Here is a 22,181-nt window from a genome sequence, read left to right on the forward strand (position 1 = left end):
CCGTCCCCATCGTGCCGCGGGCGGGGTGTGAGTGCGTCCACAGGAATCAGGTGTTGTCCGAATGTTGCTGCACAGTTGCGGCCCCGGCGGGTGAAACCGGACGTCGCGGTCGCAGGGTGGTGCCATGCACACCAGGTCCACCACACTGCTCGGCCCGGACAGGGAGCGGACGCTCGCCCGGGCCATCGAGGCCGGGCTGCTGGCCCGACGGCTGCTCGAGACCGGCGAACGGCCGGTCCCGGCCAGCGCGGACGAGTTGCGGGCTCTCGTCACCGAGGGTGAGCGGGCGTGGCAGGAGTTCCTGCTCGCCAACGTCCGCCTGGTCTGGAAGCTGACCGGACGCGAGGTGCGCCGCAGCGGGCTGTCGCCGGACGAGCTGTTCCAGGAGGGCTTCGTCGCGCTGGCCGACGCGCTGCGCCGCTACGACGTCGAGCGCGGCCGGTTCTCCACCTGGGCGACGGTCCGCGTCCGCCAACACCTCGCGGAGGTGGCGTCCGCGCGGTTCGGCGAACTGGCGCTGCCGCCGGGGAGGGCGTTGCGGATGCGGAGGGCCCGAGGGCTGGAGGACGCGCTCGGCCAGGAGCGCGGGGGCACCGTCGACACCGCCGCGCTGGCGGTCGAGCTCGGCCAGCGCGTCGACGACACGCGGCGGCTGGTCCGGTACCGGGCGCCGGTCGGGCTGGACCCCCTGGTGGACCCACCACAGCTCGCCGACCCGGACCCGCCCGACCCGGACGCCGCGATCTACGCCGCGCAACTGCGCCGGCTGCTCGCCCGGCTCGACCCCGAGCAGGAGCGGGTCCTGCGGCTCCGCTTCGGCTTCGTGACCGGCGATCCGATCGACCAGGCCGCCGTGGCCGGGCTGCTGGGGATCAGCGTGAGCACGGTGCGCCGCCTCGAGCAGCGGGCCATGGCGTCCCTGCGTCCGCTGCGCGCCGCGTTCGACCCCGACTGCGACGCCCCGCTCGCCGGGTGAGGCGGCGCGTGGTCAGACGGTCCGGGGGTCCAGCTTGCGCATCACCTCGTACGGGTCCCGGTCCAGCCGGCGTCCGGACCAGCCGAGCGCGCCGCGTCCGGCCGCGACCGCGACCAGCAGCATGATGACCCCCGTCGGCACCGGCCCCGCGAAGCCCTGCATGGCCCACCACACGCCGCCCCCCACGCCCGCGACGGCGAAGAACCCCATGAACCACCCGAAGACCTTGAAGAACGACCCGCGCCGCTGGCCCACCCGGGACTGGTCGCTCGGGTTCAGCACGCTGGAGGCGGCGCCGACCCCGAGCCCGAGCACGACGACGCAGGTTCCGGCGAGGATCGCGGTGAGCTGCGCGGCCCCGTCCTGCCCCTGCAGCGAACCCTCGACGATGCTGAAGCCCACCACCAGGGGGAGCAGGTACACCAGCGGCGCCAGCGCCTTCCCGCGCAGGACGCGGTGCAGCGGCGCCCCGCCCAGGACGAGGTAGGTGAACCCCCGGCCGTCGTAGCCGAACAGGTTGAAGCTGCCGGCCACGACGGACATCGCGGCGAACGCGGCAGCCTGGGCCGGCAGGCCGTACACGGCGAAGCTGGTGTGGGCGACGACGATGCCCATCACCGGCGGGATCACGAGGGTCTGGATCGCCCGCGGGGACCGGAGGAAGAAGTAGCGCAGCTGCTGGGACGCCGCCGCCGTCGTCGGCCCGGGGCGCAGGCCGCGCAGGATCGCGGGCGTCAGTGGCAGGGTCACCGGACCGCGCCGGCGACGCAGGTCGTGCGGGGTTCCGGTGGTCCCGTTCACCCGCTCGCCGAGGACCCAGGCCCAGGCCAGCACCGCCAGGGCGGTCACGGCCGCCACCACGCCGAGGCGGGCCAGGGCGTCGAGCCAGTCGCCGTCCCTCGCGCTCAGGATCGCCCGCGCCGCCGCGCCGGGCGGCGTCCAGCCGAGCAACGTGCCGATCGGGCCGTCCACGGGCTGCGTCCCCAGCGCCTCGGTGGCGGAGTGGGCCTGTTGCGCGAACAGGTACACCGCCAGCACCAGCAGGCTGGCAGCGAACGCGGCGATGTCGGTGCCGCGGCGCGACCGCATCGCACCGGCCAGCAGGGCCTGGGCCGATCGCGAGACCGTGACGCACATCACGGTGAAGGCGAGCGCGAGCACCAGCGAGGCCAGCCGCGCCGGCCACGACGCCCCGACCGCGACGACGCCGCCGGCGGCGAACAGGAACGTGAAGGTGGCGGTGGGGGAGGCGAGGGCGCCGAGGAGCAGCCCACCCACCTGCTGCCGGCCGGTGAGGGGGAACTGCTCGAGCCGCTGCGGGTCGACCACGCCGTCGGCGAGGGTCGGTTCGACGATCGGCCCGATCACCCAGGGCAGGAAGATCGAGAAGAAGGAGACGAGCAGCAGCAGGTCGCCGGCGCCGTCCCCGGACACCAGCACCGCGCTGCCGAGCCCGGCGAGCAGCCCGCCCACGCCGCCGATCACCCAGGACGCGGCGAAGTAGAGCTGGGCGCCGCTGCCGTGCCCGCGGGAGCGGCGGGCGATCGCGAGCCTCAGCCGGAGGAGGACGAGAGCCACGACAGCTCACCCTCCTCGAGGTCGCGGCCGCCGACGAGGTCGACGAAGGCGTCCTGCAGGTTTCGTCCGCCGGAGACCTCCGCCACAGTGCCCTCGGCGAGCACCCGGCCGCCGCCGATCACGACGAGCCGGTCGCACAGGCGCTGCACGACGTCCATCACGTGGCTGGCGAACACGACCGTCCCGCCGCCGCGCCGGTAGAGCTGGAGCATGTCCTCCATCACCTGCGTGTTGACCGGGTCGAGGGCGCCGAAGGGCTCGTCGAGGACGAGGACGCGGGGGCTGTGCAGCAGCGCGACGGCGAGTCCGATCCGCTTGATCATGCCGAGGGAGAAGTCGGCGATCAGCTTTTCGCCCACGTCGGCCAGGTCGAGGACGCGCAGCAGTTCCGCCGACCGGGTGGCGACGACGTCGGGGTCCATCCCGCGCAGCATCCCGGCGTACTCGAGCATCTCGGGCGCGGTCAGCCGGTCGAAGAGGACGGGGTTGTCCGGGACGAAGCCGACCCTGGCCTTGGCCGGCAGCGGGTCCGGCCACACGGGGACGCCGTCGAGCACGGCGTTGCCCTCGTCCGGCCGCAGCAGGCCGGTGAGCATGCGCAGCGTCGTGGACTTGCCCGCGCCGTTCGGGCCCGCGATGCCGTAGAAGGTCCCGCGCGGGATGGCGAGGTCGATGCCGTCCACCGCGCGCAGGTCACCGAAGGCCTTGACCAGCCCGTGCGCCTCCAGCGCTGTCGACATGTGTGCAACCCCACCCGCACCGGACGCCGGACGTGTCTCGTCCGCGGCGGCCCGCTGCGGGCGCGAGCCTATCGGGGCCGGGCCGGTGCCCGCTGTCGCCCGTACTGGGACAGCTTCGCCGCTCGTCAGCGGGCGAGGAGCGTCACAGACTCACGCGTCCACGAGCCACGGCTAGCGCGAGCGCGCTCATCGTCATGCCGTCGTCGAACTCACCGCGGCCGAGTCGCTCGAGCAGCTCTACGACGCTGAGCCAGCAGACCTCGCTGACCTCGTCGGTATCGGACGGAACTCCGTCCGCATCCTCGACCTCGGCCAGCACCGCGCCGACGCGGCCGGTCTGGATCCCCGAGTCGGGGGAGAACCAGCCGAGGAAGCTGAGTCGGCCGCGGACCCCCATCTCTTCGGCGAGCTCCCTCGCTGCGGTTTCGAGGATGTCGTCCGACTGTGCAAAGCCGCGCGGAAACCCCCACTGCCAACTGTCGAGGGGGTAGCGGTAGACGTGGACCAGGCCCAGCTTCGCTTGATGCACGGGCACCGCAACGACGCCCGGACGTCCGTCGCCGGAACCCAGACGCAGATATGTGCCCTCAGTGCCGGACGGCCACCTCACATCATCGTTGTAGAGCCGTGCGAAGCGGTTCTGGAAGACGATCGACTCGCGCAGGCGCTGGATCCGTCGGTTGAGATTCACGCTGCTCCTCGAAGGCGGATGTGTCGTGACACTACAGATATGTACCGAATCGCAAGCTGCTCCACCCAGTCTCTCACCGGTGGTCCTGAGAACGGCGAGCTGGGAACGCGTGCGTATCCAGGAGTACATGGCCCAGTGCCCGGCGCGTGTCGTGACTGATGGCGTGGGCGACCCGGTGCCGCGCCAGCGTCCCCAGCAGCGGGACGGCCGTTCCGCCGATCGAGATCGCTGCGCAGACCGCAGCGCCCACAGGATTCGTCCCGGCGCTGATGAGCGCGCCGGCTCCAGTCCCGACCGCAACACAGGACAGACTCACCACGTTCAGCCGCAGGTCGCTGGCGCGTACGTGGTAGCCGCGCCCAAGCGTGTCGGCCACGAGATCCAGGTGCGCGCTCCGACGTGATGCTCGCTCTTCATCCGATCGCGCGTCGGCTATCGCCTGCAAACTGCGCCAGAACTCACTCCCTTCCGTCCGATCGTCTCGGGCTCTGAAGAGCGCTCGCAGGCCCACGTCGAGGTCTTCAGCTCGACTCATTGCCTCGACGAAGGAGGCCACTTGCGATGGTCGCAGGGCTGCAATCGTCTCGATGCTGAACTCAGCCGCAGTGCCGTCGTCGAGGTCCACGGCCGGGATCGTCTCGAGCGCTGCGCCCTGGGAGAGTCCCAGCTGAAGAAGGCCCTTCCCTACAGGGTTGATGGGTGTCGTGAAGCTGCCGAACACTGCTCCCGTTGTATGGCCGACAACTCGGTTGTAGAGCGTGTCGACCATCTCGGTCACTGCGGCAAGCACGGTCTCGTCGCCGACGATTTGCCTGGCCGAGCGCCCACGCTTGTCCCCTGGCCAAGGCGAGCCGTGGCGTAGGTAGCTTCGAGCGTTGAACCCGCCGGCCCCAAGGCCGAGGGCGATGGCTGCATCGCGGATAGCCTCGACGAGTTGAGGTTCTGAGCTGAGTGGGGCCGTCTGAAGCGCGGCATTCAGGAGTTCGCCGAGCGTGAGGCTTGGTGCGGGTCGAGCGCGGAGGTTCGGGCCTGTGGTGGAGAACTCGTCACGGACCAGCTCCAGTAATGACTTCCGTTCGTCGTCGGGATCCAGATGACTCAGAACTTCGTCTGCGCCACCGCTGCAGTCGAGGTGCCACTCGCCTCGATTGAGCTCCGGGAATGCCGAACTGTAGAAGGATCCGTTGGGACCAGTCCGGGCCAGCATCGTGGAAACTGCTTCCTTGAAGCTGGATGCCTGATTGAGATGAAGGCGAATCGGCGTTGGTACGGTCGCATTGACGTCATTTCGAGCCTTCCACACTCGGCGAGCCACCCGCTGGAACGATAAGGAGTCCAGTGCGAACGGCTGAGGAATCACCACGGTGCGCCCCATCGCCAGTGCAGCGACGATCTCGAGAAAGAGCTGATGCTCACGGATGGCCGCCAGCGTCCTCGATCGATCGTCTCCCTCGCCCGGTGGATGGTATTCGGCACCGGTGGAGTCTGCGCTCTCCAGGTATGTGGTGGGTGCGTGTTGCCAGATAGCTCGCGCGGTCTCGGGTCGTGCGGGGTGTTGTTCGGATGGCACGCGCACCTCCTTGCTGACTGGACACCATTTTTCTCCGCGCTGATTGGGTTGGCGGGGTTTGCTCGAAGGTCCTGGAGGTCAGTTCCCCGAGAACAGGCCAGCGAGGTCCTCGTTCCACACGTCGAAGCCGAGCTTGACGATCAGCACGCTGACCACGACGAGGAAGGCGATCCGCACGAAGCCGGTGCCCCGGGCGATCGCCGTGCGGGAGCCGAGGTAGCCGCCGGTCATGTTGGCCGCGCCGAGCACGAGGCCGAGCCCCCAGTGGACGGCGCCGTGCGGCACGAACAGGAGCAGCGCGCCGAGGTTGGTGGCGAAGTTGACGATCTTGGCCTTCGCGGACGCCTCGAGGAAGTTGTAGCCGAGGACGCTGACCAGCGCGATCACGAGGAAGGTGCCCGTTCCCGGGCCGAGGAGGCCGTCGTAGCAGCCGATCCCCGCGCCGATCAGGATCGCGCTGCTGTAGTGGCGGCGTCCGGAGAAGCGCAGGTCGGTCTCGCTGCCGAGGGTGGGGCGGGCGGCCGTGAAGGCGGCGACCCCGAGCAGGGCCAGCACGATGACCGGCTTGAAGACCGCGGCGGGCAGCAGGGTGGCCAGGGCTGCACCGCCGAAGCTCCCGACGAGCGCGGCGCCGGCCATCGGCAGCGCGGTGCGCAGGTCGGGGTGGACGCGGCGGTAGTAGGTGACGCTGCTGGTGGCGGTGCCGCAGATCGAGGCGAGCTTGTTGGTGGCCAGCGCCTGGACGGGCTGGATGCCGGGGATCAGCAGGAGCGCCGGGAGCTGGAGGAGCCCGCCGCCGCCGACGACCGCGTCCACCCAGCCGGCGGCGAGCGCCACGACGGCGAGCAGCGCGACCGCCTCCCAGCCGAGGCCGGAGGGGAAGAGTGCGGACGCGTCCACGGCTGCCTTCCGTGTGGGGGGACCCGGGGATTCTAGGCCAGCCCCTCGTCGACCCCGTCCACCACAAGGTGGACGGTTTGTCGCGAGTTCGCGGCAGAAGGGTCCACCTTGTGGTGGACGGGGCTGCGCGCGGCGTCTAGGTGGACGGTCTGTCGTGAGTTCGCGGCGGAGGCGTCCACTTTGTGGTGGACGGGGCTGCGCGCGGGTGTTGTCATCCCGGGCTTGACCCGGGATCTCGGGGTCGGCGCCGGGGTTGGTGATGGAGGGTTCGCGCGCAAGGTGGACGGTTTGTCGCGAGTTCGCGGCGGAGGCGTCCACGTTGTGGTGGACGGGGCTGCGCGCGGCGTCTAGGTGGACGGTTTGTCGCGAGTTCGCCGCAGAAGGGTCCACTTTGTGGTGGGCGGGGCCGCGTCCACCTTCTTGTGGACGGTCAGGGCGCGGCGAGGACGACCCAGGCGGCGAGGACGGCGAGGACGAGGGTGAGGCCGGACGCGAGGAGAGGCAGCCGGCCGTCGGGGAGCGGGACGGCGCTGTCGTCCCGCAGGCTGCGGTGGACGCGAAGGTAGCGGCGGCGGCTCGCGACGAGCAGGGCGCACGATCCCGCCACGACCACGCCGGCGGGAAGCAACGACCACGCGTCGAGGAACGACCAGGTGAGCCTGGGTGCGGCCAGCCCGAGCCCGAGCAGCGCGATCGCTGTGCGGTACCACGCGAGGCCGGTGCGCTCGGGCTGCCGCCCTCCGGCGGGCTCGGTGCTCATCGGGTGGGCAGCGCGAGCAGGACGAGGACGCCGGCCGCGGCGAGCAGGACCGGGAGGCCCACCAGCATCGGGGTGAAGGGGATGGGCCGGCCCTCCCGCAGCGCGGTCTCGACCCGCGCCCAGCCGAACCATGCCTGGACCGGGCAGCCGATGCCGCCCAGGACCAGCAGCACGGAGGCGGCCAGCCGGAAACCCGGCTGGAGGTTCAGGGCGAGCGACTCCAGGCCGACGCCGACCGAGATCAGCGCGAGCCCGACGCTGATCCACGCCAGAAAGGTGCGCTCGTTGGCGAGGCTGAACCGCGCATCGGGCGCCACTCCGCGCGCATACACCGACTTCGGGAAGCGTGAGGTGCTCATCAGGGCCTTTCTCCGGTCGGCCCGCCCGCGCACGCGCCGGAGATCGGGACGAGGACTTCCGCGGCCACGCTAGCCCGAAGCGGACGGCAACGGGAGCCGCTCAGGCCAACGCGATCGCGTCGTCCTCGCCGACCTGCTGCGGGCTCGGGTCACTGCGGGTCGCCGCGACGGCGGCGGTGGCCGCGATCGCGCACAACCCCAGCCCGAGGACGGCGACACCGACCCAGCCGCCGGTCTGCCACAGCCATGTCGCCAACGCCCCCGCGAGCGTGCTGCCCAGGTAGTACGTGCCGAGGTATGCGCTGGACGCCTGCGCGGTGCCGCGTCCGGTGCGCTGGGCCCGGTCGACCACCCAGCCGCTGAGGAGGGAGTGCGTGCCGAGGAACGCGAACGTGATCAGGCCGAGCCCGGCCACGACCGCGGGGAGGGCGGGGAACGAGATCAGGACCACGCTGACGGCGAGGAGCGCGACCCCCGCGGTCACCGAGCGACCCCGTCCGATCCGGGCAGCGAGCGCCCTGGCAACGGCGGGCGCCGCGATACCCACCGGGTAGGCGAGGTAGACGAGGGACGCAGCCGCCCCGAGCAGGAATGGGGCGGCCTGCAGCCGGAAGGCGACGGCGTTGTACACGCCGACGAACGCGCCCATGGCCGCGAAGCCGACGGCGCAGACGAGGGCCACCACGCGGTCGGCGGGCGCCCGCAGGGTGCCGAGCAGCGTCTCGCGGAGCGCGACCGGGTGGGCGCGGAAGCCCCGCGACGGCGGCAGCAGCACGAGGAGCAGGATTCCCGCGGCGAGCGTGACCAGGCTCACGACCCCGGCAGCGAGGGGCCAGCCGCCGATCGCCGCCAGGGGGCCGGGCAGCAGCCGTCCAGCCGCCCCGCCGACGGCGGTGCCGGCTATGTAGGCGGCGTTGGCGCGCGGGTGGGACGGGCCGTCCACCTCCTCGCGCAGGTAGGCGAGTGCGGCGCCGGGCAGGCCGGCCAGGGTGAGCCCGAGCAGTCCGCGGAGCAGGAGCAGGGCCGGCCAGGTCGGCGCGACGGCGGAGAGCAGGCCCAGCACGCCGGACGCCAGCAGGGACCAGCGCATCACGGCGACCCTGCCCACGCGATCCGCGAGCGGGCCGGTGGCCGCGAGCCCGAGGATGATCGTGAGCGTCGTGATCGACAGCGCGTGCGCGGACTCGGCCGCCGTCACGCCGTAGTGGGCGGCCATCATTGGCAGGAGCGGCTGGACGAAGTACATCAGCGAGAAGTTGGCCAGCCCGCCCGCCATCAGCGCCACGACGATCCGCCGGTAGGTCGGGGTGCCGGCCGCGTGGCCGGCCCACGCGGGGGCGGCTCGGAGGGGGGTCATCCGGTCGACGGCTGCGGTCATGGGTCGATTCTGGAGTTGTTCCGAGGATGCGCGAAATGATCGAAATAGTGATTCTGATGCGCGAACAGCATCGATATGCTGCCGGCGTGGACGAACAGACCCTCCAGACCTTCCTCGTGCTCGCCGACACCGAGAACACCAGGGACGCCGCGGCCCTGCTGCGGGTCAACCAGTCGAACGTGTCCCGCGCGCTGGCCCGGCTCGAGTCCGACCTCGGCACGGCCCTGTTCACCAGGCGGGGCCGCACCCTGCAACTGAACCGCACGGGAGCGGCGTTCCGCGCGGACGCCCTGAGGATCGTGGAGGGCTTCGACCTCGGCCGCCGCCATGTCGAGGCGCTCGCCGGGCCGCAGGGGACGATCCGGCTGGGCTTCCTGCAGTCGGTCGCGCTGTGGGCGGTGCCCCGCCTCGTCCGCCACCACAGGGCCACCGCGCCCGGCAGCCGGTTCGAGTTGCGCCAGGGGTTCGCCAGGGACCTGTTCGGCTGGATCGGCACCGACGCCCTCGACGTGGCGGTCGTGACCGCGCCCGGCCCTGCCACCTCGGGCATCGCGTGGCGGCGGCTGGTCGACCAGCGGCTCGCCGTCGCCGTCCCGGCCCGGCACCGGTTCGCAGGGCTGGCCACCCTCGACGCGTCCGACCTGGACGGAGAGGACTTCATCGCCTTCTCCCGCACCACCGAGCTCCGCACGGTGATCGACCCGATGCTGGCCGCGGCCGGGGCCAGCGTCCGGATCGCGTTCGAGTCCAGCGAGATCGACACGATCCGTGGCCTCGTCGGCGCGGGACTCGGCGTGGCGATCATCCCCGAGCCCACCGCGCCCGGCGCCGACCGCGCCGTGGTCTACGTCCCCCTCGCGCCGCGCCAGTCCCGCAGCCTCGGCCTCGCCTGGAGCGCGGAGCGGGCGCTGCCGGACAGTGTCTCTGCCTTCCTCGCCGGCTCCACGGCGGCGCTGTTCTGAGGGGAGAAGTGCGCAGCCGGGCGCTGGGCCCGGCTCGTCGCGGCTCCGGGGATGGTTAGGGTGTGGGCCCAGCACCGAGGAGGAGCATGAGCCGGATCCCCGTCATCATCGACACCGACACCGCGCAGGACGACTGCGTCACCATCCTGCTCGGGTTGCTCGACCCGCGCGCGGACCTGCGGGCGATCACCATGGTGGCGGGCAACGTCGGCTTCGACCAGCAGGTCGCGAACGCCCACCTCACGCTGAACGTCGCCGGGCGCCTGGGTGAGGTGCCGGTGCACGTCGGCTGCCGGGCGCCGATCCTGCGCGAGTGGGAGTCGGCGGAGGACGTCCACGGGGACGGCTCGGGCGGCCTGTCGATGGACCTGACCGACGCGAGCAACGCCGACGAGCACGCCGTGAACGCCCTGCTGCGGCTGACGGCGGAGGCGCCCGGGGAGATCAGCATCGTGGCGATCGGGCCGCTGACCAACATCGCCACGGCCGTCGTGATGGACCGCAGCTTCCCCTCCCGGGTGAAGAGCCTGTCCATCATGGGCGGGTCGAACAACGGGCGCGGCAACATCACCCCGAGCGCCGAGTTCAACTTCTACGTCGATCCCGAGGCGGCCCAGGTCGTCCTCGCCGCCGGCTTCCCGGAGCTGACGATCATCCCGTGGGCGCCCCTGACCCTGCGCGATGCGACCTTCGCCCGTCCCGACTACGAGCGGCTGTCCGTGTCGGGGACGCCGCTGGCGCGCTTCTTCCGGCGGATGTGCGACGCCACCATCGACTACGACGAGTCGGTGGGCGTGAACGGCTCCACGCACCCGGACTCGCTCACCCTCGCCACCCTGCTGCACCCCGAGCTCGTGCAGGCCAGCGCGCCCTACCGCGTGGACGTGGAGACGGTCTCGCCGCTCACCCGCGGCATGTCGTCGATGGCGTGGGGGAAGTTCGGCCTGGCCCCGAACGCCACCGTGGTCGAGCAGGTGGACGGAGCCGGCTTCTACGCACTGCTGGCGTCCCTGCTGGCCACCCCGACCACGCCGAGCCGTCCGATCGCAGGGCTCGACTGACCCGCGGTCACCCCCGAATTCACCAAAGTCGGGGGGAGGCTCCCCCTCCCGTGTGAATCGGGCGGGCATTTGCGCTTGTCACCCGAACGGAGGTCGCCCGCACGGGGTCTTATGCACTCCTCGTCCGGTGGGGTTCGATCTTCCCGGAAGGTATCAGCCGCCGCGGCGGTACCTCCGAGGGGCAAGGACCATGGAGGGGGCCATGTTGAGGATCGACACCTGGGAGCCCGGCGCTCCGCACGCGACCGTCGGAGTCGCGACCCGCCCGGGCCACTACTTCCGCCACGCCGGGCAGAGCCCGGCATCGTTGAGCCGGCTGGTCAGGGACCACTCGACCGACTTCCGCTGCGTCGACCGGGTCACCGCCTGGGCGGACGAGTCCCGTGGCGACGGCTCCCGTGAGGCCGACTACAGCGTCCTCGGGTGGACCAGCGCCGCGGTCCTGCGCACGTCGCTGTCCCGCCGGCTGGACGCCCTCAACCCGGTGGCGGCCTTCCGTCTGCTCGACCAGCCGGAGATCGAGCAGCTCGACCGCTCCCGCAACGACTACGTCGTCCTGCGCAGCCGTCGCGGCTACGGCAACGAGTGGCAGCCCGAGCTGTCCGGCGCGGTCTCCGCGCTCGACCTCGACCTGTGGATCGGCGCCGGCCCCGGCGAGCTGGATGGTGCGGTCGCCCTCGACGTCGAGACCTACCTGCGCCGGTTCGCCGCCACCGAGTTCAGCGACTGAGGCCCACGGGCTCTATCCGCGGGCGGGCCGCAGCGGCAATACTCGCCGCATGGGACGCGACCTCGAATCCGCGACCTTCACCCGCGAGCAGCGGCAGCGCTATCGCGAGAAGGTGAAGACCTGTCTGGACGTGTTCGAGCAGATGCTCGCCTCCAGTTCCTTCGAGTTCGACCGCCCGCTGGTGGGCATGGAGATCGAACTGAACCTCGTCGACCCCGGCTACCGGCCGCGGCTGGCGAACGCGGAGGTGCTGGCCGCGATCGCCGACCCCGAGTACCAGACCGAACTCGCCCGGTTCAACATCGAGTTCAACGTCACCCCGCACCCGCTCGGCGGGGACAGCGCCGTGCAGCTGGAGAGTGACCTGCGCACGTCCCTGAACGAGGCGGAGCGGCGGTGCGCGGAGGTCGGCGCCCACATCATCATGATCGGGATCCTCCCCACGATCACGCCGGAGACGTACGAGGGCGAGTGGATGAGCGCCAACGCCCGCTACCAGGCGCTGAACGACGCGGTCCTGGCCGCGCGCGGCGAGGACATCCACCTCGACATCACCGGCCCCTCCGGGGAGCGGCTGCTGCGGTACGCCGACTCGCTCGCCCCGGAGTCCGCGTGCACGTCCATGCAACTGCACCTCCAGGTACGGCCCACCGAGTTCGCCGCGCACTGGAACGCCGCGCAGGTGCTGGCCGGTCCGCAGCTCGCCCTGGGTGCGAACAGCCCGTACTTCATGGGTGCGCAGCTGTGGGCCGAGACCAGGATCGAGCTGTTCACGCAGGCGGCGGACACGCGTCCGGAGGAGCTGAAGAACCAGGGCGTGCGGCCGCGCGTCTTCTTCGGCGAGCGCTGGATCACGTCCATCTTCGACCTGTTCGAGGAGAACACCCGCTACTTCCCCGCGATGCTGCCGGAGCTGGACGACGAGGACCCGCAGGAGGCCTTCGACGCGGGCCGGACGCCGAAGCTGGAGGAGATGCGGCTGCACAACGGCACGATCTACCGGTGGAACCGGCCGATCTACGACATCGTGGACGGACGCCCGCACCTGCGCGTCGAGAACCGGGTGCTGCCGGCGGGTCCGACGATCGTGGACACGCTCGCCAACGCCGCCCTGTACTACGGCGCACTACACACGATGGCGCAGGACGATCGTCCGCTCTGGTCGCGGATGTCGTTCGGGACGGCGCGGGAGAACTTCCTCGCCGGCGCGCGGCACGGGATCGACGCCACCCTGTTCTGGCCCGGACGCGGAGAGCTGCCGGCCAGTGAGTTGGTGCTGCGCGAACTGCTCCCGATGGCGCACGAGGGGCTCGACGCGTGGGGCGTCGCCCCGGCCGTCCGCAACCGCCTGCTCGGGGTGATCGAGGGACGCTGCCTCAGCGGCCAGAACGGCGCCGACTGGCAGGTCGCCGCGGTCCGGAGGCTCGAGGCCCGCGGGCTCTCCCGGCCGGACGCGCTGAGGGAGATGCTGGGCGTCTACGCGGTGAACATGCACAGCAACCAGCCCGTCCACACCTGGGAGCTTCCCGCCTAGGTTTTCCGGTCGCGGGAGCGGGTACCGCCTCTCCCAGAGGACCCGCGCAGGTGCGGGAACGAGCGAAGGAGTTCGACATGAGCGAACAGGGCTGGGAACGGTCCGTGGGCAACCCGGGACCGACCACCGATCCCGAGGCGGAGAAGGAGACCGACCGCGCGGTCGGCAACCCGGGGTCGACGACCAACCCCGACGACGAGCGGACCAGCACGTGGGCCATCGGCAACCCGGGTTCGACCACCGATCCGGCCGACGAGGTCACCAACGAGAAGTCGGCGGGGAACCTCGGCCCGGACGACTGAGGAGATGCGGGGTCGAGCCCGGCATGACCCACCCGCACTGTCATCCCGGGCTTGACCCACCTGCCCTGTCATCCCGGGCTTGACCCACCTGCCCTGTCATCCCGGGCTTGACCCACCTGCCCTGTCATCCCGGGCTTGACCCGGGATCTCGTGGCGAGGAGTGACCAGCTCGTCCCTAGGCGTCAGCAGCGGGCGCGGCGCCGTAGGTGACGGCCAGGTAGTCGGGGTGGCGCTGGATCCACCCCTTGATGAAGGGGCAGACCGGCAGCGCCTTGCGGTTGCCCTCGTCGCGCAGCTGGTCCAGGGCGTAGCGGGCGATCGCCGAACCGATGCCCTGGCCCTCGAACGCCGGCAGCACCTCGGTGTGGGTGAACACGACCAGGGCGTCGGTCACTTCGTATTCGGCGAAGCCGGCCAGCGCTCCGTCCACGTGCGCCTCGTAGCGCGAGTTGCCCGGGTTGTTGCTGACGACGGTCCCGCTCATGCCTGCTCCTGCCGTTCGACGATGTCGGTCCGATCGTAGGCTCACCGCAGGCCGGGGAAGACCGTGCCGAGCCCCGCGACGAGCATCTCCACCGCGATCGCGGCGAGGATCATGCCCATCAGGCGGGTCATGATCGTGCGCAGGGTCTGCGACAGGTGGTGTCCGATGTCGGCGGCGAACCAGAGCACGACGCCGAGGATCGCGATCACGACCAGCAGCGCGGCACCGACGCTGAGGTACCCGCCCAGCGAGGGGTTCGCGCCGGCCAGCAGGACCAGGCTGGTGATCGTGCCGGGCCCCACGATCATCGGGAACGACATCGGGTAGAACGAGGGGTCGTTCACCTGGGCGTGCTGCTCGCGCTCGGCCGCCGTTCCGGTGTGCGCGCTGCTTCCGGTGCCGTTCAGCATGCCCAGCCCGATCATCAGCAGCACGACGCCGCCGGCGATCCGGAAGTCGTCCACGCTCACGCCGAAGAAGGTCAGGACGAGCGAGCCGGACGCCAGGATCACCACGCCCAGCACCGTGCTGTAGAGGGCGACGCGGAGCCCGGTGCGGCGCTGGGTGGCGGCGTCCATGTCGCTGGTGAGCGAGAGGAACATCGGCAGCGCGACGAACGGGTTCATGATCGCGAAGAGCGCAGCGAACGCCTTCACGAACAGTGCGGCGTCCACGGGCTCAGCCGGCGTCGCCGATGTGGCCCGGCGCGGTCGAGGAGAGGACGCGGGCGACGAAGGCGGCGTACTCGGACATGAAGTGGCCGAGGAACGTCGCTGTCGACGCGTCGTGGACGGTCCCGTCCTCGCCGTACACGTCCGGCTTGTAGCTGATGTACACCTCGGGGGAGTTCAGCTGTGGCGCGTCGAGGAAGCTGAGCACACTGCGCATCTGCGACTGCATCACCGCCGTCCCGATCGCTCCCGTGGAGGCGCCGACGATCGCGGTCGGCTTCCTCGCGAACGAGTTCCGGCTCCGCGGCCGTGACCCCCAGTCGATGGCGTTCTTCAGCGCGCCGGGGATCGAGCGGTTGTACTCGGGGGAGATGAACATCACGCCGTCGGCGGCGGAGACGGCGTCCTTGAAGGCGATCACCGGTGCCGGCATGTCCGACTCGTAGTCGGGCGAGAACAGGGGGAGGTCGGCGATGCCGACCTCGGAGAACTCCAGTTCCGGCGGGGCGAGCCTGATCAGGGCCTTCGACAGCCGCCGGTTGATCGACGTGCTCGACAGGCTGCCGATGAGGTAGGCGATGCGGTAGGTCACGGGGGTTTCCTCTCTTGGGTCTGGCTCAGGTCTACCGGACGCCGGCCGCTCGCGACAGGGCGGGGTCGGAGGTCAGGACGACCCGGTGCGCCGCCGAGCGGGCCGATCCCGTGGGGATCGGGGCGAGGAACGGGTAGGTCTCCTGAGTCCGCAACAAAAGGAGGTCGCCATGGCCGGAGTCGTCGCCACAGCCGAGGTCAGGGTGGACGCACCCCTGGAGCGTGTCTGGGGCGCTCTCGTCGATCCCGATGACGTGAAGGCCTGGATGTTCGGTACGACCCTGACGACCGACTGGGTGCCCGGCCACCCGATCAGCTGGTCAGGGGAGTACGAGGGGACGGCCTACCGGGACTCCGGAGAGGTCCTCGAGGTGGACCGGCCGACCACGCTGTCCGTGACCCACTACAGCCCCCTCTCGGGCCGACCGGACACGCCGGAGAACCACCACACGCTCACCTGGCGGCTGGCCGGCGACGCCGAGGGCACCACCCTGAGCCTCAGCCAGGACGGCAACGCCGACGCGGAGGAGGCCGAGCACTCGCGGGCGAACTGGGCGCAGGCGCTGTCCCTGCTCAAGGCCCACGTCGAGGGCCGGTGAACGGTCAGGACCCCCAGAACCGCTGGTAGGCGTCGCTGGACGGCGCCTCCATCAGCGACCGGTAGTCGTCGGACGGGAGCGCGAGCGCGGTCCCGGCGAGGTCGTGCGGTGCGGCGAAGGACACGCCGAGTCCCGCCCGCCCGGCGGGAACACCGAAGCCGAGCAGTTCCAGCGTCGTGGGCAGGACCGAAAGCTGGTCGGCGCCCTCGCGTCCCCACGTGATCCCGTCCGGGCTCCACGCCCGGAAGAAGATGGTCCGTTCCCCGGCCCGGTTCAGTTCGTCCCTGAACTGGTCGCTGTCGCCGGTGTTCTTCACGTGGTCGCCCATCAGGACCACCACCGTGTCGTCGAGGTAGCCGTTCTGCTCGAGGTGGTCCAGGAAGCCCGCGACGGCCTTCCCCGAGCACTTCAGCGCTGTCGCGTAGCTGACGGCGTCGTCGCCCGTGCAGGACGGGTACACCGCTCCGGGGTCGTGGGTGTCGAGGGTGAGGATCGTGAGGTTGAACGGGGTCCCGCCCGCGTGGAGGTCGGCGAGGACGTCCTCCGCGTGCGCGAACATCCGGGCGTCCGACAGGCCCCAGGCCGAGATGTTCTCGCTGGTCTCCCCGGCCGCCAGCCAGTCGTCGAGGCCGTACACGCGGCTGTAGCCGTGGTCGACGAGGTAGGTGTCCTTGCCCCCGAACCGGGCGTGCGCGCCACCCACGAACGCGTTGTTGTAGCCGTGCTGGCTGAGCACGTCACCCAGGCAGGTCGCGCCGGGCAGGTAGGTCTCCACCTCCTCGCCGAGGTTGTTCGAGTTGACCCCGACGGCCAGCAGCTTGCTCTTCAGCGGGATCCCGCACTGCGTCCCGGTGATGCCCGCCATCGTCCAGCCGCCGGTGGGGTACTGCTGGAGGTCGTACGCCGCCCAGCCGCTCGTCGCGTCCTGGACGTTCGCGAGCAGGTCCTCCCCGAAGATCGAGGCGTCCCCGAAGGTGTTCTCCGTCGACTCCAGGTAGATCGTGATCAGGTTCTTCGGGTGCGCCGGCGCGGTGGTGACGGCGGGTGCCACGTAGTAGTCGGAGATCGTGCGGGTGTCGAGCGATGCGCGGACGAACTGGGGCACGCCCGCCACCACCAGCAGGACGACGAACGCGAGCGTCGCGGCCACGGCGGGGACCCACAGGCGGCCGCGCCGACGCCCGGCCGCCCCGCGGCGCGGACCCAGCAGCCAGCGAAGGGCAGCCGCCAGCGTGGTCAGGCCGACGGGGAGCACGAGGCAGAAGAGGACCGCCTCGACGAGGAGGTTGTTGTTCCCGACGCCCTCCCCCTGGGAGATCGGCAGGTTGGTGATGATCTGCTCGAAGCTGACCGCGCCGAAGCGGAACCGGATCCACGCGGCGAGCGCGACCAGGAACAGGGCCAGGGAGGACAGGAGCCAGACGCCGAAAGGGAAGACGCGCGGTGGTGTGGCGGAGTGGTGAGTCATGACGACGGGTGACCCTATCCGGTGCGCCTGTGCCGGCGCGCCGGGGGACGGGACGCACCCTGCCGCGGCCCGTGAGCGGGCTGCCGCGGTGCGAGGATGGCACCATGACCGATCCCACCACCGTCACCGCCCTTCGCACCGCCGTCGCAGCCGCGATGCCACGGGCCGTCGCCGAACTCACCGACCTCGTCGCCATCCCCTCGGTGTCGTGGCCGTCGTTCGACCAGTCCCAGGTGTGGCGCAGCGCGGAGGCGATCAGCGCCCTCGCGTCCGCCACCGGCGTGTTCGACGAGGTCGAGGTCCACACGGCCGCCATCCCCGGGACCTCCGAGACCGGCCAGCCGGCCGTCCTCGCCACCCGGGCGGGACGGCCCGGCGCAGCGTCGGGTCGTCCTCTACGCCCACCACGACGTGCAGCCGGCAGGGGGACGAGGCGCTGTGGGACTCGCCGCCCTTCGTCGCACCGAGCGCGACGGGTCGGCTCTACGGACGGGGCACGGGCGACGACAAGGCCGGCGTGCTGTGCCACACTGGCCGCGCTGCGTGCACTGCGCGACGGTCGTCGGGCGACGACCTGGGCGGGCTCGGCGTCACGCTGTTCGTCGAGGGCGAGGAGGAGTACGGGTCCCGGTCGTTCGGGCAGTTCCTGGCCGACCATGCCGACGCGCTAACGGCGACCTGATCGTGGTCGCCGACTCGGGGAACTGGGACTCCCGCACGCCGGGGATCACGGTGTCGCTGCGCGGCACGGCACGGTTCACGCTGACCGTGCGGACGCTCGGCGCACGCCCTGCACTCCGGGATGTTCGGTGGTGCCGTCCCCGACGCGATGCTGGCCACGATCCGGCTGCTCTCCACCCTCTGGGACGAGGAGGGCGTCCGTTGCCGTGGCCGGCCTTCGCACCCGCGAGGCGGCCACGCCCCCCTACGACGAGGCGCGGCTGCGGGAGGAGACCGACCTGCCGGCTCGACGCGTCCGATCGGGAGGGGCGAACTGCTCTCGCGGATCTGGAACCAGCCGTCGATCACGGTGACCGGGATCGACTACGCGTCCGTCGCCGCGGCGTCCAACACGCTGCACCCGGAGGTGAGCGTCGTGATCAGCGCGAGGGTCGCGCCCGGGCAGGACGCCCGCGACGCGTACGAGGCGCTCCGCGTCCACCTGGAGGCGCACGCGCCGTTCGGCGCGCAGCTGGAGTTCCGCGACGTCGACTGCGGCCAGGGCTTCCTCTCCGAGCCGGGATGGGCGAGCGGGCCGGCGCGCGCAGCGCTCGCGGAGGGCTTCGGCGTGGAGCCGGTCGACCTCGGTGTCGGCGGGTCGATCCCGTTCATCGCCGAACTGGCCGGAGGATTCCCGGACGCGGCGATCCTGGTCACCGCGGTGATGGACCCCCAGGGCAGCCCGCACAGCCCGAACGAGTCGTTGCACCTGGCGACCTTCGAGCACGCGATCCTCTCCGAGGCGATCCTGCTCGCCGACCTCGCCTGAGCGCGCCCGCGCCGCCCTCGGGCTCCCCGATGTATCGGGGAGCCCTGTTGCCGGCTCTTCCCTCCAGGACAACCCGGAGGAGGAGCCATGACCGTCCACGAGGACCTGGCGACCCAGTACCACCAGCAGGACACCGACTACTACTGCGGCGCGGCGAGTGCCCAGATGGTGCTGGAACAGTGCGGGGCGGGCCTGGTCGACCAGGTGACCCTCTACGCGGACAACCACGCCCACTCCACGGCCGAGTCGGGGTGGTACACCGCCCCCGACGGGCTGACCTGGACGATGAACAACCACCAGTCGAGCAAGTACTTCGTCCTGGACGCCCGCGACGACGAGGACTCGATCTCGCGGATCATCGCCTGGACCATCCACCACTACCGGATCTCGCCGATCGCGATGGTCTACGGGTGGGCGCACTGGATCGTCGTCCGCGGCGTCACCACGTCGGCGACGCCCACGTCCTTCCTCGACCCCGGCTACACCATCAGCGGCTTCGACGTGAACAACCCGTGGCCGCCCACCCCGGCGCCGCCGGGACCCCCGCCGCACACCGCCGGCGACGTCTGCGGCTCGGGAGGGAACCGTGGGGTGGCGGACGAGCACATCTCCTACGCCACCTGGCAGGCCGACTACATGACCGGCATCCCCAGCGGACACTGGGCGGGCAAGTTCGTGGCGGTCTGCGACCCCGAGCCGCCCGGACGCGCCGTCGGCTTCGAGCGGGAGCCGTTCCGGCCTCGCTTCGACGGTGCGGAACTGCTGGACGCCGAGGTCGCGGGCCGGCTGTCGCTCGAACTGGTCGAGGAGGCGGGCCTGACCGAGCGCGCGCGGTGGCGCAAGGCGTTCGGCGCAGAGGTGGTCGGAAGGCCGGAACTCGTCCAGCGGCTCGACCGCCCTGACTCCTTCTACTACCTCGTGCCGCGCGGCGGCGACGGGATCGCGACGTCCGTGGTGGCACTGGACGCGCGCTTCGGCACCTACCAGCAGTCGCGGATCGTGACGCGACGCCGCCAGCCGGCGTTGCTCACCCTCGGCAGGGACGCCATCGAGGAGTTCGTGTTCGGCAGGGTGCACCAGCTCCCCGGCCGACAGGGCGAACTGCGGATCCGTCCGGACATCGCGTGCGTGAGCCGGAACTGGGTGTGGCGGCCGTGCCGCGAGTCGCTCTCGCCGTACTACCCGTTCACGCTCGTCAGCTACGGGCCGCACCGCCTCTACCTGCGCAGCGACGGGCGGATGTTCTCGCGGCTGACGGCGGGGGCGAGGGGAATCTAGGCTGCGCGGTATGAGCGCAACCGACGATGCCCGGGCGGTCGGGGCCGCCCGGGCAGCCACCGGGGCGGGGCCGGACGTGCCGTCCCGGGTCGAGGTCGTGCGACGCCTGGACCGTCCGGTCACCTACCGGCTGGTGTTCCTGGGTCGGCCGGGGGAGTCGGGCTGGGTGGCCGCGGTCGGCGAGGACGGGGCGGTGCTGTCGTGGGCGGCGTCGGCGACGGGGCTGGCCACCGTCCCCGCAGGGTCGGGGGAGCTGTGCTGGTGGCCGTCGGCGCGGACTGCGTCCGCCCTGTACCCGGTGCGGCGGATCGGGCCGGACACCTTCGTCGGGCTGGACGGGCGTCCGGTCACCGGCCCCGCGGAGGGCTGACCGCGCCACGTCCGGACGCCTCGGCGATGGCGAAGATTGCCACCCCGGCGACCGCAGACGCGACCGGCGGGCGTCCCTAGCATGAGGCGTACCGCCGGAGAAGAGGGGCCATGGCGGCAGGAACGGGCAGGGTCTTCATCAGCTACCGCCGCCAGGAGACGGCGTGGCCGGCCCGCCAGCTCTACGAGTTGCTGGCGGGGCGGTTCGGCGCGGAGAAGGTCTTCAAGGACGTCGACAACATCGCCCCGGGCGAGGACTTCGTCGAGAAACTGACCAGCGCCGTGGCGAACTGCCAGGTGCTGCTCGCGCTGATCGGCCCGCAGTGGCTGGACCTGCGGGACGCGGAGGGCAATCGGCGGCTCGACGACCCGAACGACTTCGTGAGGCTGGAGTTGTCCGCCGCGCTCCAGCGCGGGGTGCTGGTGGTCCCGATCCTCGTCGACGGGGCGCGGATGCCGGCCCCGGCGATGCTCCCGGCCGAGCTCGTGCCGCTGACCAGGCGCCAGGCCGTCGAGATCAACCCGGTCGGGTTCAACACCGACCGGCTGATGGCCACGCTCACCCAGGTGCTCGATCATCCCGAGGCCGAGCCAGAGCCAGAGCCGGTCCCGGTCGCGGCGGCGCCGGAACCGTCGGTCCCGCGGCCGGATCCGTCCCCGGAGCCGCCCGCCGGCGACGCCGAGCCACCGCCCGACGCGGCGACCGGGACCGACACGACGGAGCCCGTTGCGGTCGCCCTGCCGCCACGTCGGCGGCTGCTCGTCCCCGTGCTGGCCGGCGCGGGCGTCCTCGCCATCGCGGCGGCGGTGTGGCTGGTGCCGGGCGCCCTGCGTCCCGCAGCCACAGCCACGCCGGACGCGGTGGCGACGGCAGCGCCTCCGTCCACGCCCGCACCGACGGGTGGCGAGGACTCGCCCGTCGCCGCGGAGTTCCCGACGATCGTCGCCCACCGGGGTGGGCTCGAGGCGCACCAGTTCGAGACGCAGCAGGCGATGGAGGCGGCCGCGCTGGCGGGCTACGCGGTGGAGACCGACGTCCGGTACACCAGCGACGGCGTCGCCGTCCTCGTCCACGACGACCGGGCCACGAAGGGCCTGGACTGCGGCGGCTCGGACGTCAGAGTGTCCAGGGTGACCTGGGCGAAGCTCCGTGCCACGTGCCACTCCAAGCCCACGTCGGTCGACCCGGCGTCCTACGACGTGCCCACCCTGGACGCGACGGTCGAGGCCGTCGCCGCGGCCAGCCCCGACGCGTGGATGCTGGTCGAGGTGAAGACCGACCAGACGCCCGCCCAGCGCAAGGCCTACCTTGCGACATTCACCAAGTACGGGATGGGCGACCGGCTGGTGGTGACGTCGTTCGACCGGTCGCGGCTGGCGGCGATCGGGTCGGTCGACCCCGAGGTCCGCCGGATGCTGTTCGTCCAGGGCAAGCGGGTGGCCGCCTCCGACCTGGCGTCCGACCAGCTGTGGGGGGTGGCGGTGGCGCAGGGGATCGCGACGGCGGGTTACGTCGCCGACCTGCAGAAGGCGGGGCTGCGGGTGATGGTCTGGGTACCCAACGACGAGGAGCACTGGGCGGCCGCCGTCGCGTTGAAGCCCGACATCGTCATGACCGACTACCCCGGCCGCTACGCGAAGTGGCTGGCCGCCCGCTGACGGCACGACGGGAACCGTCCCCAGCGTGCCGC

25 protein-coding genes are annotated in these 22,181 nt (G+C 71.6%); 12 read left to right on the forward strand and 13 right to left on the reverse strand.

The annotated features are described in order from the left end of the window. The first annotated feature begins 124 nt into the window (after positions 1-124). A complete protein-coding gene (locus tag QM779_RS02605) occupies positions 125-976 on the forward strand; it encodes a sigma-70 family RNA polymerase sigma factor (RefSeq protein WP_428531171.1) in 852 nt (283 codons plus the stop codon). Between the two features lie 12 nt (positions 977-988). Here the strand turns inward: QM779_RS02605 and QM779_RS02610 are convergent, their stop codons facing one another. The 9 genes from QM779_RS02610 to QM779_RS02650 form a co-directional block, all read right to left on the reverse strand. Beyond that, positions 989-2,554, reverse strand: coding sequence for a hypothetical protein (locus QM779_RS02610; RefSeq protein ID WP_428531174.1), 1,566 nt, complete (start codon positions 2,552-2,554; stop codon positions 989-991). Then, positions 2,530-3,294, reverse strand: coding sequence for an ABC transporter ATP-binding protein (locus tag QM779_RS02615; protein WP_428531177.1), 765 nt, complete (start codon positions 3,292-3,294; stop codon positions 2,530-2,532). The genes QM779_RS02610 and QM779_RS02615 overlap by 25 nt, the downstream gene beginning before the upstream one ends. Before the next feature lie 142 nt (positions 3,295-3,436). Then, positions 3,437-3,985, reverse strand: a complete 549-nt coding sequence (locus QM779_RS02620) for an NUDIX hydrolase (RefSeq protein ID WP_428531180.1) — start codon at positions 3,983-3,985, stop codon at positions 3,437-3,439. Between the two features lie 73 nt (positions 3,986-4,058). Continuing rightward, the gene (locus QM779_RS02625; RefSeq protein WP_428531183.1) at positions 4,059-5,555 is read right to left on the reverse strand and encodes a hypothetical protein; all 1,497 of its coding nucleotides are present in this window, start codon (positions 5,553-5,555) and stop codon (positions 4,059-4,061) included. Between the two features lie 78 nt (positions 5,556-5,633). Continuing rightward, complete coding sequence (locus QM779_RS02630) at positions 5,634-6,455, reverse strand: sulfite exporter TauE/SafE family protein (RefSeq protein ID WP_428531186.1); 822 nt, start codon at positions 6,453-6,455, stop codon at positions 5,634-5,636. A 32-nt stretch (positions 6,456-6,487) separates the two neighbouring features. Next, positions 6,488-6,670 carry a hypothetical protein gene (locus tag QM779_RS02635; protein WP_428531189.1) on the reverse strand — a complete coding sequence of 61 codons (183 nt, stop codon included), beginning with the start codon at positions 6,668-6,670 and terminating at the stop codon, positions 6,488-6,490. A gap of 215 nt (positions 6,671-6,885) precedes the next feature. Next, positions 6,886-7,215 carry a DUF202 domain-containing protein gene (locus tag QM779_RS02640; protein WP_428531192.1) on the reverse strand — a complete coding sequence of 110 codons (330 nt, stop codon included), beginning with the start codon at positions 7,213-7,215 and terminating at the stop codon, positions 6,886-6,888. Beyond that, positions 7,212-7,574, reverse strand: coding sequence for a YidH family protein (locus QM779_RS02645; protein WP_428531195.1), 363 nt, complete (start codon positions 7,572-7,574; stop codon positions 7,212-7,214). Before QM779_RS02645 ends, QM779_RS02640 begins: the two co-directional genes overlap by 4 nt. Before the next feature lie 100 nt (positions 7,575-7,674). Beyond that, on the reverse strand, positions 7,675-8,952 hold the full coding sequence (locus QM779_RS02650; RefSeq protein ID WP_428531198.1) for an MFS transporter: 1,278 nt from the start codon (positions 8,950-8,952) through the stop codon (positions 7,675-7,677). An 86-nt stretch (positions 8,953-9,038) separates the two neighbouring features. Here QM779_RS02650 and QM779_RS02655 point away from each other — a divergent pair, with 86 nt between their 5' ends. From QM779_RS02655 to QM779_RS02675, 5 genes are all read left to right on the forward strand, one after another. Further along, positions 9,039-9,914, forward strand: a complete 876-nt coding sequence (locus tag QM779_RS02655) for a LysR family transcriptional regulator (protein WP_428531201.1) — start codon at positions 9,039-9,041, stop codon at positions 9,912-9,914. Between the two features lie 86 nt (positions 9,915-10,000). Further along, positions 10,001-10,975 carry a nucleoside hydrolase gene (locus QM779_RS02660; RefSeq protein WP_428531204.1) on the forward strand — a complete coding sequence of 325 codons (975 nt, stop codon included), beginning with the start codon at positions 10,001-10,003 and terminating at the stop codon, positions 10,973-10,975. A gap of 202 nt (positions 10,976-11,177) precedes the next feature. After that, the gene (locus QM779_RS02665) at positions 11,178-11,705 is read left to right on the forward strand and encodes a hypothetical protein (RefSeq protein ID WP_428531207.1); all 528 of its coding nucleotides are present in this window, start codon (positions 11,178-11,180) and stop codon (positions 11,703-11,705) included. A gap of 49 nt (positions 11,706-11,754) precedes the next feature. Next, a complete protein-coding gene (locus QM779_RS02670) occupies positions 11,755-13,239 on the forward strand; it encodes a glutamate--cysteine ligase (protein ID WP_428531210.1) in 1,485 nt (494 codons plus the stop codon). A 77-nt stretch (positions 13,240-13,316) separates the two neighbouring features. Next, positions 13,317-13,541: a hypothetical protein gene (locus tag QM779_RS02675; RefSeq protein ID WP_428531213.1), complete on the forward strand. Its 225-nt coding sequence runs from the start codon at positions 13,317-13,319 to the stop codon at positions 13,539-13,541. Between the two features lie 175 nt (positions 13,542-13,716). Here the strand turns inward: QM779_RS02675 and QM779_RS02680 are convergent, their stop codons facing one another. From QM779_RS02680 to QM779_RS02690, 3 genes are read right to left on the reverse strand one after another with little or no spacing between them, the layout of a single operon-like run. Then, positions 13,717-14,025 carry a GNAT family N-acetyltransferase gene (locus QM779_RS02680; protein ID WP_428531216.1) on the reverse strand — a complete coding sequence of 103 codons (309 nt, stop codon included), beginning with the start codon at positions 14,023-14,025 and terminating at the stop codon, positions 13,717-13,719. 41 nt (positions 14,026-14,066) lie between these two features. Next, a complete protein-coding gene (locus QM779_RS02685) occupies positions 14,067-14,699 on the reverse strand; it encodes a MarC family protein (protein WP_428531219.1) in 633 nt (210 codons plus the stop codon). A gap of 4 nt (positions 14,700-14,703) precedes the next feature. Continuing rightward, positions 14,704-15,288 carry an NADPH-dependent FMN reductase gene (locus QM779_RS02690; RefSeq protein WP_428531222.1) on the reverse strand — a complete coding sequence of 195 codons (585 nt, stop codon included), beginning with the start codon at positions 15,286-15,288 and terminating at the stop codon, positions 14,704-14,706. Between the two features lie 169 nt (positions 15,289-15,457). Between QM779_RS02690 and QM779_RS02695 the strand changes: the two genes are divergently transcribed. Beyond that, entirely contained in the window at positions 15,458-15,886 is a 429-nt protein-coding gene (locus QM779_RS02695) for an SRPBCC family protein (protein WP_428531225.1), read from the forward strand. A gap of 4 nt (positions 15,887-15,890) precedes the next feature. On the opposite strand, the gene QM779_RS02700 is transcribed toward QM779_RS02695, so the two are convergent. Further along, positions 15,891-17,354, reverse strand: a complete 1,464-nt coding sequence (locus tag QM779_RS02700) for an LTA synthase family protein (RefSeq protein WP_428531228.1) — start codon at positions 17,352-17,354, stop codon at positions 15,891-15,893. On the opposite strand from QM779_RS02700, the gene QM779_RS02705 reads away from it, so the two are divergent. From QM779_RS02705 to QM779_RS02725, 5 genes are all read left to right on the forward strand, one after another. Continuing rightward, positions 17,353-18,036 (forward strand): M20/M25/M40 family metallo-hydrolase, encoded by a 684-nt coding sequence (locus QM779_RS02705; RefSeq protein WP_428531231.1) that lies wholly within the window; start codon positions 17,353-17,355, stop codon positions 18,034-18,036. The genes QM779_RS02700 and QM779_RS02705 overlap by 2 nt on opposite strands. A gap of 120 nt (positions 18,037-18,156) precedes the next feature. Next, positions 18,157-18,843: a peptidase dimerization domain-containing protein gene (locus QM779_RS02710; RefSeq protein ID WP_428531234.1), complete on the forward strand. Its 687-nt coding sequence runs from the start codon at positions 18,157-18,159 to the stop codon at positions 18,841-18,843. Between the two features lie 87 nt (positions 18,844-18,930). Continuing rightward, positions 18,931-20,121, forward strand: coding sequence for a hypothetical protein (locus tag QM779_RS02715; protein WP_428531237.1), 1,191 nt, complete (start codon positions 18,931-18,933; stop codon positions 20,119-20,121). Positions 20,122-20,131: 10 nt separating this feature from the next. Continuing rightward, entirely contained in the window at positions 20,132-20,491 is a 360-nt protein-coding gene (locus tag QM779_RS02720) for a hypothetical protein (RefSeq protein WP_428531240.1), read from the forward strand. Between the two features lie 110 nt (positions 20,492-20,601). Beyond that, positions 20,602-22,149 (forward strand): glycerophosphodiester phosphodiesterase family protein, encoded by a 1,548-nt coding sequence (locus tag QM779_RS02725; RefSeq protein ID WP_428531243.1) that lies wholly within the window; start codon positions 20,602-20,604, stop codon positions 22,147-22,149. Positions 22,150-22,181: the final 32 nt, after the last annotated feature.

Origin of the sequence: Propionicimonas sp. (assembly GCF_049840635.1) — a bacterium.
Lineage (GTDB): Bacteria > Actinomycetota > Actinomycetes > Propionibacteriales > Propionibacteriaceae > Propionicimonas.

Bases quoted from the DNA above. Each gene is read 5' to 3' on its own strand.
- QM779_RS02605 (WP_428531171.1), top strand. From the start codon at position 125: ATGCACACCAGGTCCACCACACTGCTCGGCCCGGACAGGGAGCGGACG.
- QM779_RS02695 (WP_428531225.1), top strand. From the start codon at position 15,458: ATGGCCGGAGTCGTCGCCACAGCCGAGGTCAGGGTGGACGCACCCCTG.
- QM779_RS02645 (WP_428531195.1), bottom strand. From the start codon at position 7,574: ATGAGCACCTCACGCTTCCCGAAGTCGGTGTATGCGCGCGGAGTGGCG.
- QM779_RS02635 (WP_428531189.1), bottom strand. From the start codon at position 6,670: ATGACAACACCCGCGCGCAGCCCCGTCCACCACAAAGTGGACGCCTCC.
- QM779_RS02680 (WP_428531216.1), bottom strand. From the start codon at position 14,025: ATGAGCGGGACCGTCGTCAGCAACAACCCGGGCAACTCGCGCTACGAG.
- QM779_RS02710 (WP_428531234.1), top strand. From the start codon at position 18,157: ATGTTCGGTGGTGCCGTCCCCGACGCGATGCTGGCCACGATCCGGCTG.
- QM779_RS02670 (WP_428531210.1), top strand. From the start codon at position 11,755: ATGGGACGCGACCTCGAATCCGCGACCTTCACCCGCGAGCAGCGGCAG.
- QM779_RS02615 (WP_428531177.1), bottom strand. From the start codon at position 3,294: ATGTCGACAGCGCTGGAGGCGCACGGGCTGGTCAAGGCCTTCGGTGAC.
- QM779_RS02665 (WP_428531207.1), top strand. From the start codon at position 11,178: ATGTTGAGGATCGACACCTGGGAGCCCGGCGCTCCGCACGCGACCGTC.
- QM779_RS02705 (WP_428531231.1), top strand. From the start codon at position 17,353: ATGACGACGGGTGACCCTATCCGGTGCGCCTGTGCCGGCGCGCCGGGG.
- QM779_RS02640 (WP_428531192.1), bottom strand. From the start codon at position 7,215: ATGAGCACCGAGCCCGCCGGAGGGCGGCAGCCCGAGCGCACCGGCCTC.
- QM779_RS02660 (WP_428531204.1), top strand. From the start codon at position 10,001: ATGAGCCGGATCCCCGTCATCATCGACACCGACACCGCGCAGGACGAC.
- QM779_RS02700 (WP_428531228.1), bottom strand. From the start codon at position 17,354: ATGACTCACCACTCCGCCACACCACCGCGCGTCTTCCCTTTCGGCGTC.
- QM779_RS02650 (WP_428531198.1), bottom strand. From the start codon at position 8,952: ATGACCGCAGCCGTCGACCGGATGACCCCCCTCCGAGCCGCCCCCGCG.
- QM779_RS02675 (WP_428531213.1), top strand. From the start codon at position 13,317: ATGAGCGAACAGGGCTGGGAACGGTCCGTGGGCAACCCGGGACCGACC.
- QM779_RS02725 (WP_428531243.1), top strand. From the start codon at position 20,602: ATGGCGGCAGGAACGGGCAGGGTCTTCATCAGCTACCGCCGCCAGGAG.
- QM779_RS02715 (WP_428531237.1), top strand. From the start codon at position 18,931: ATGACCGTCCACGAGGACCTGGCGACCCAGTACCACCAGCAGGACACC.
- QM779_RS02720 (WP_428531240.1), top strand. From the start codon at position 20,132: ATGAGCGCAACCGACGATGCCCGGGCGGTCGGGGCCGCCCGGGCAGCC.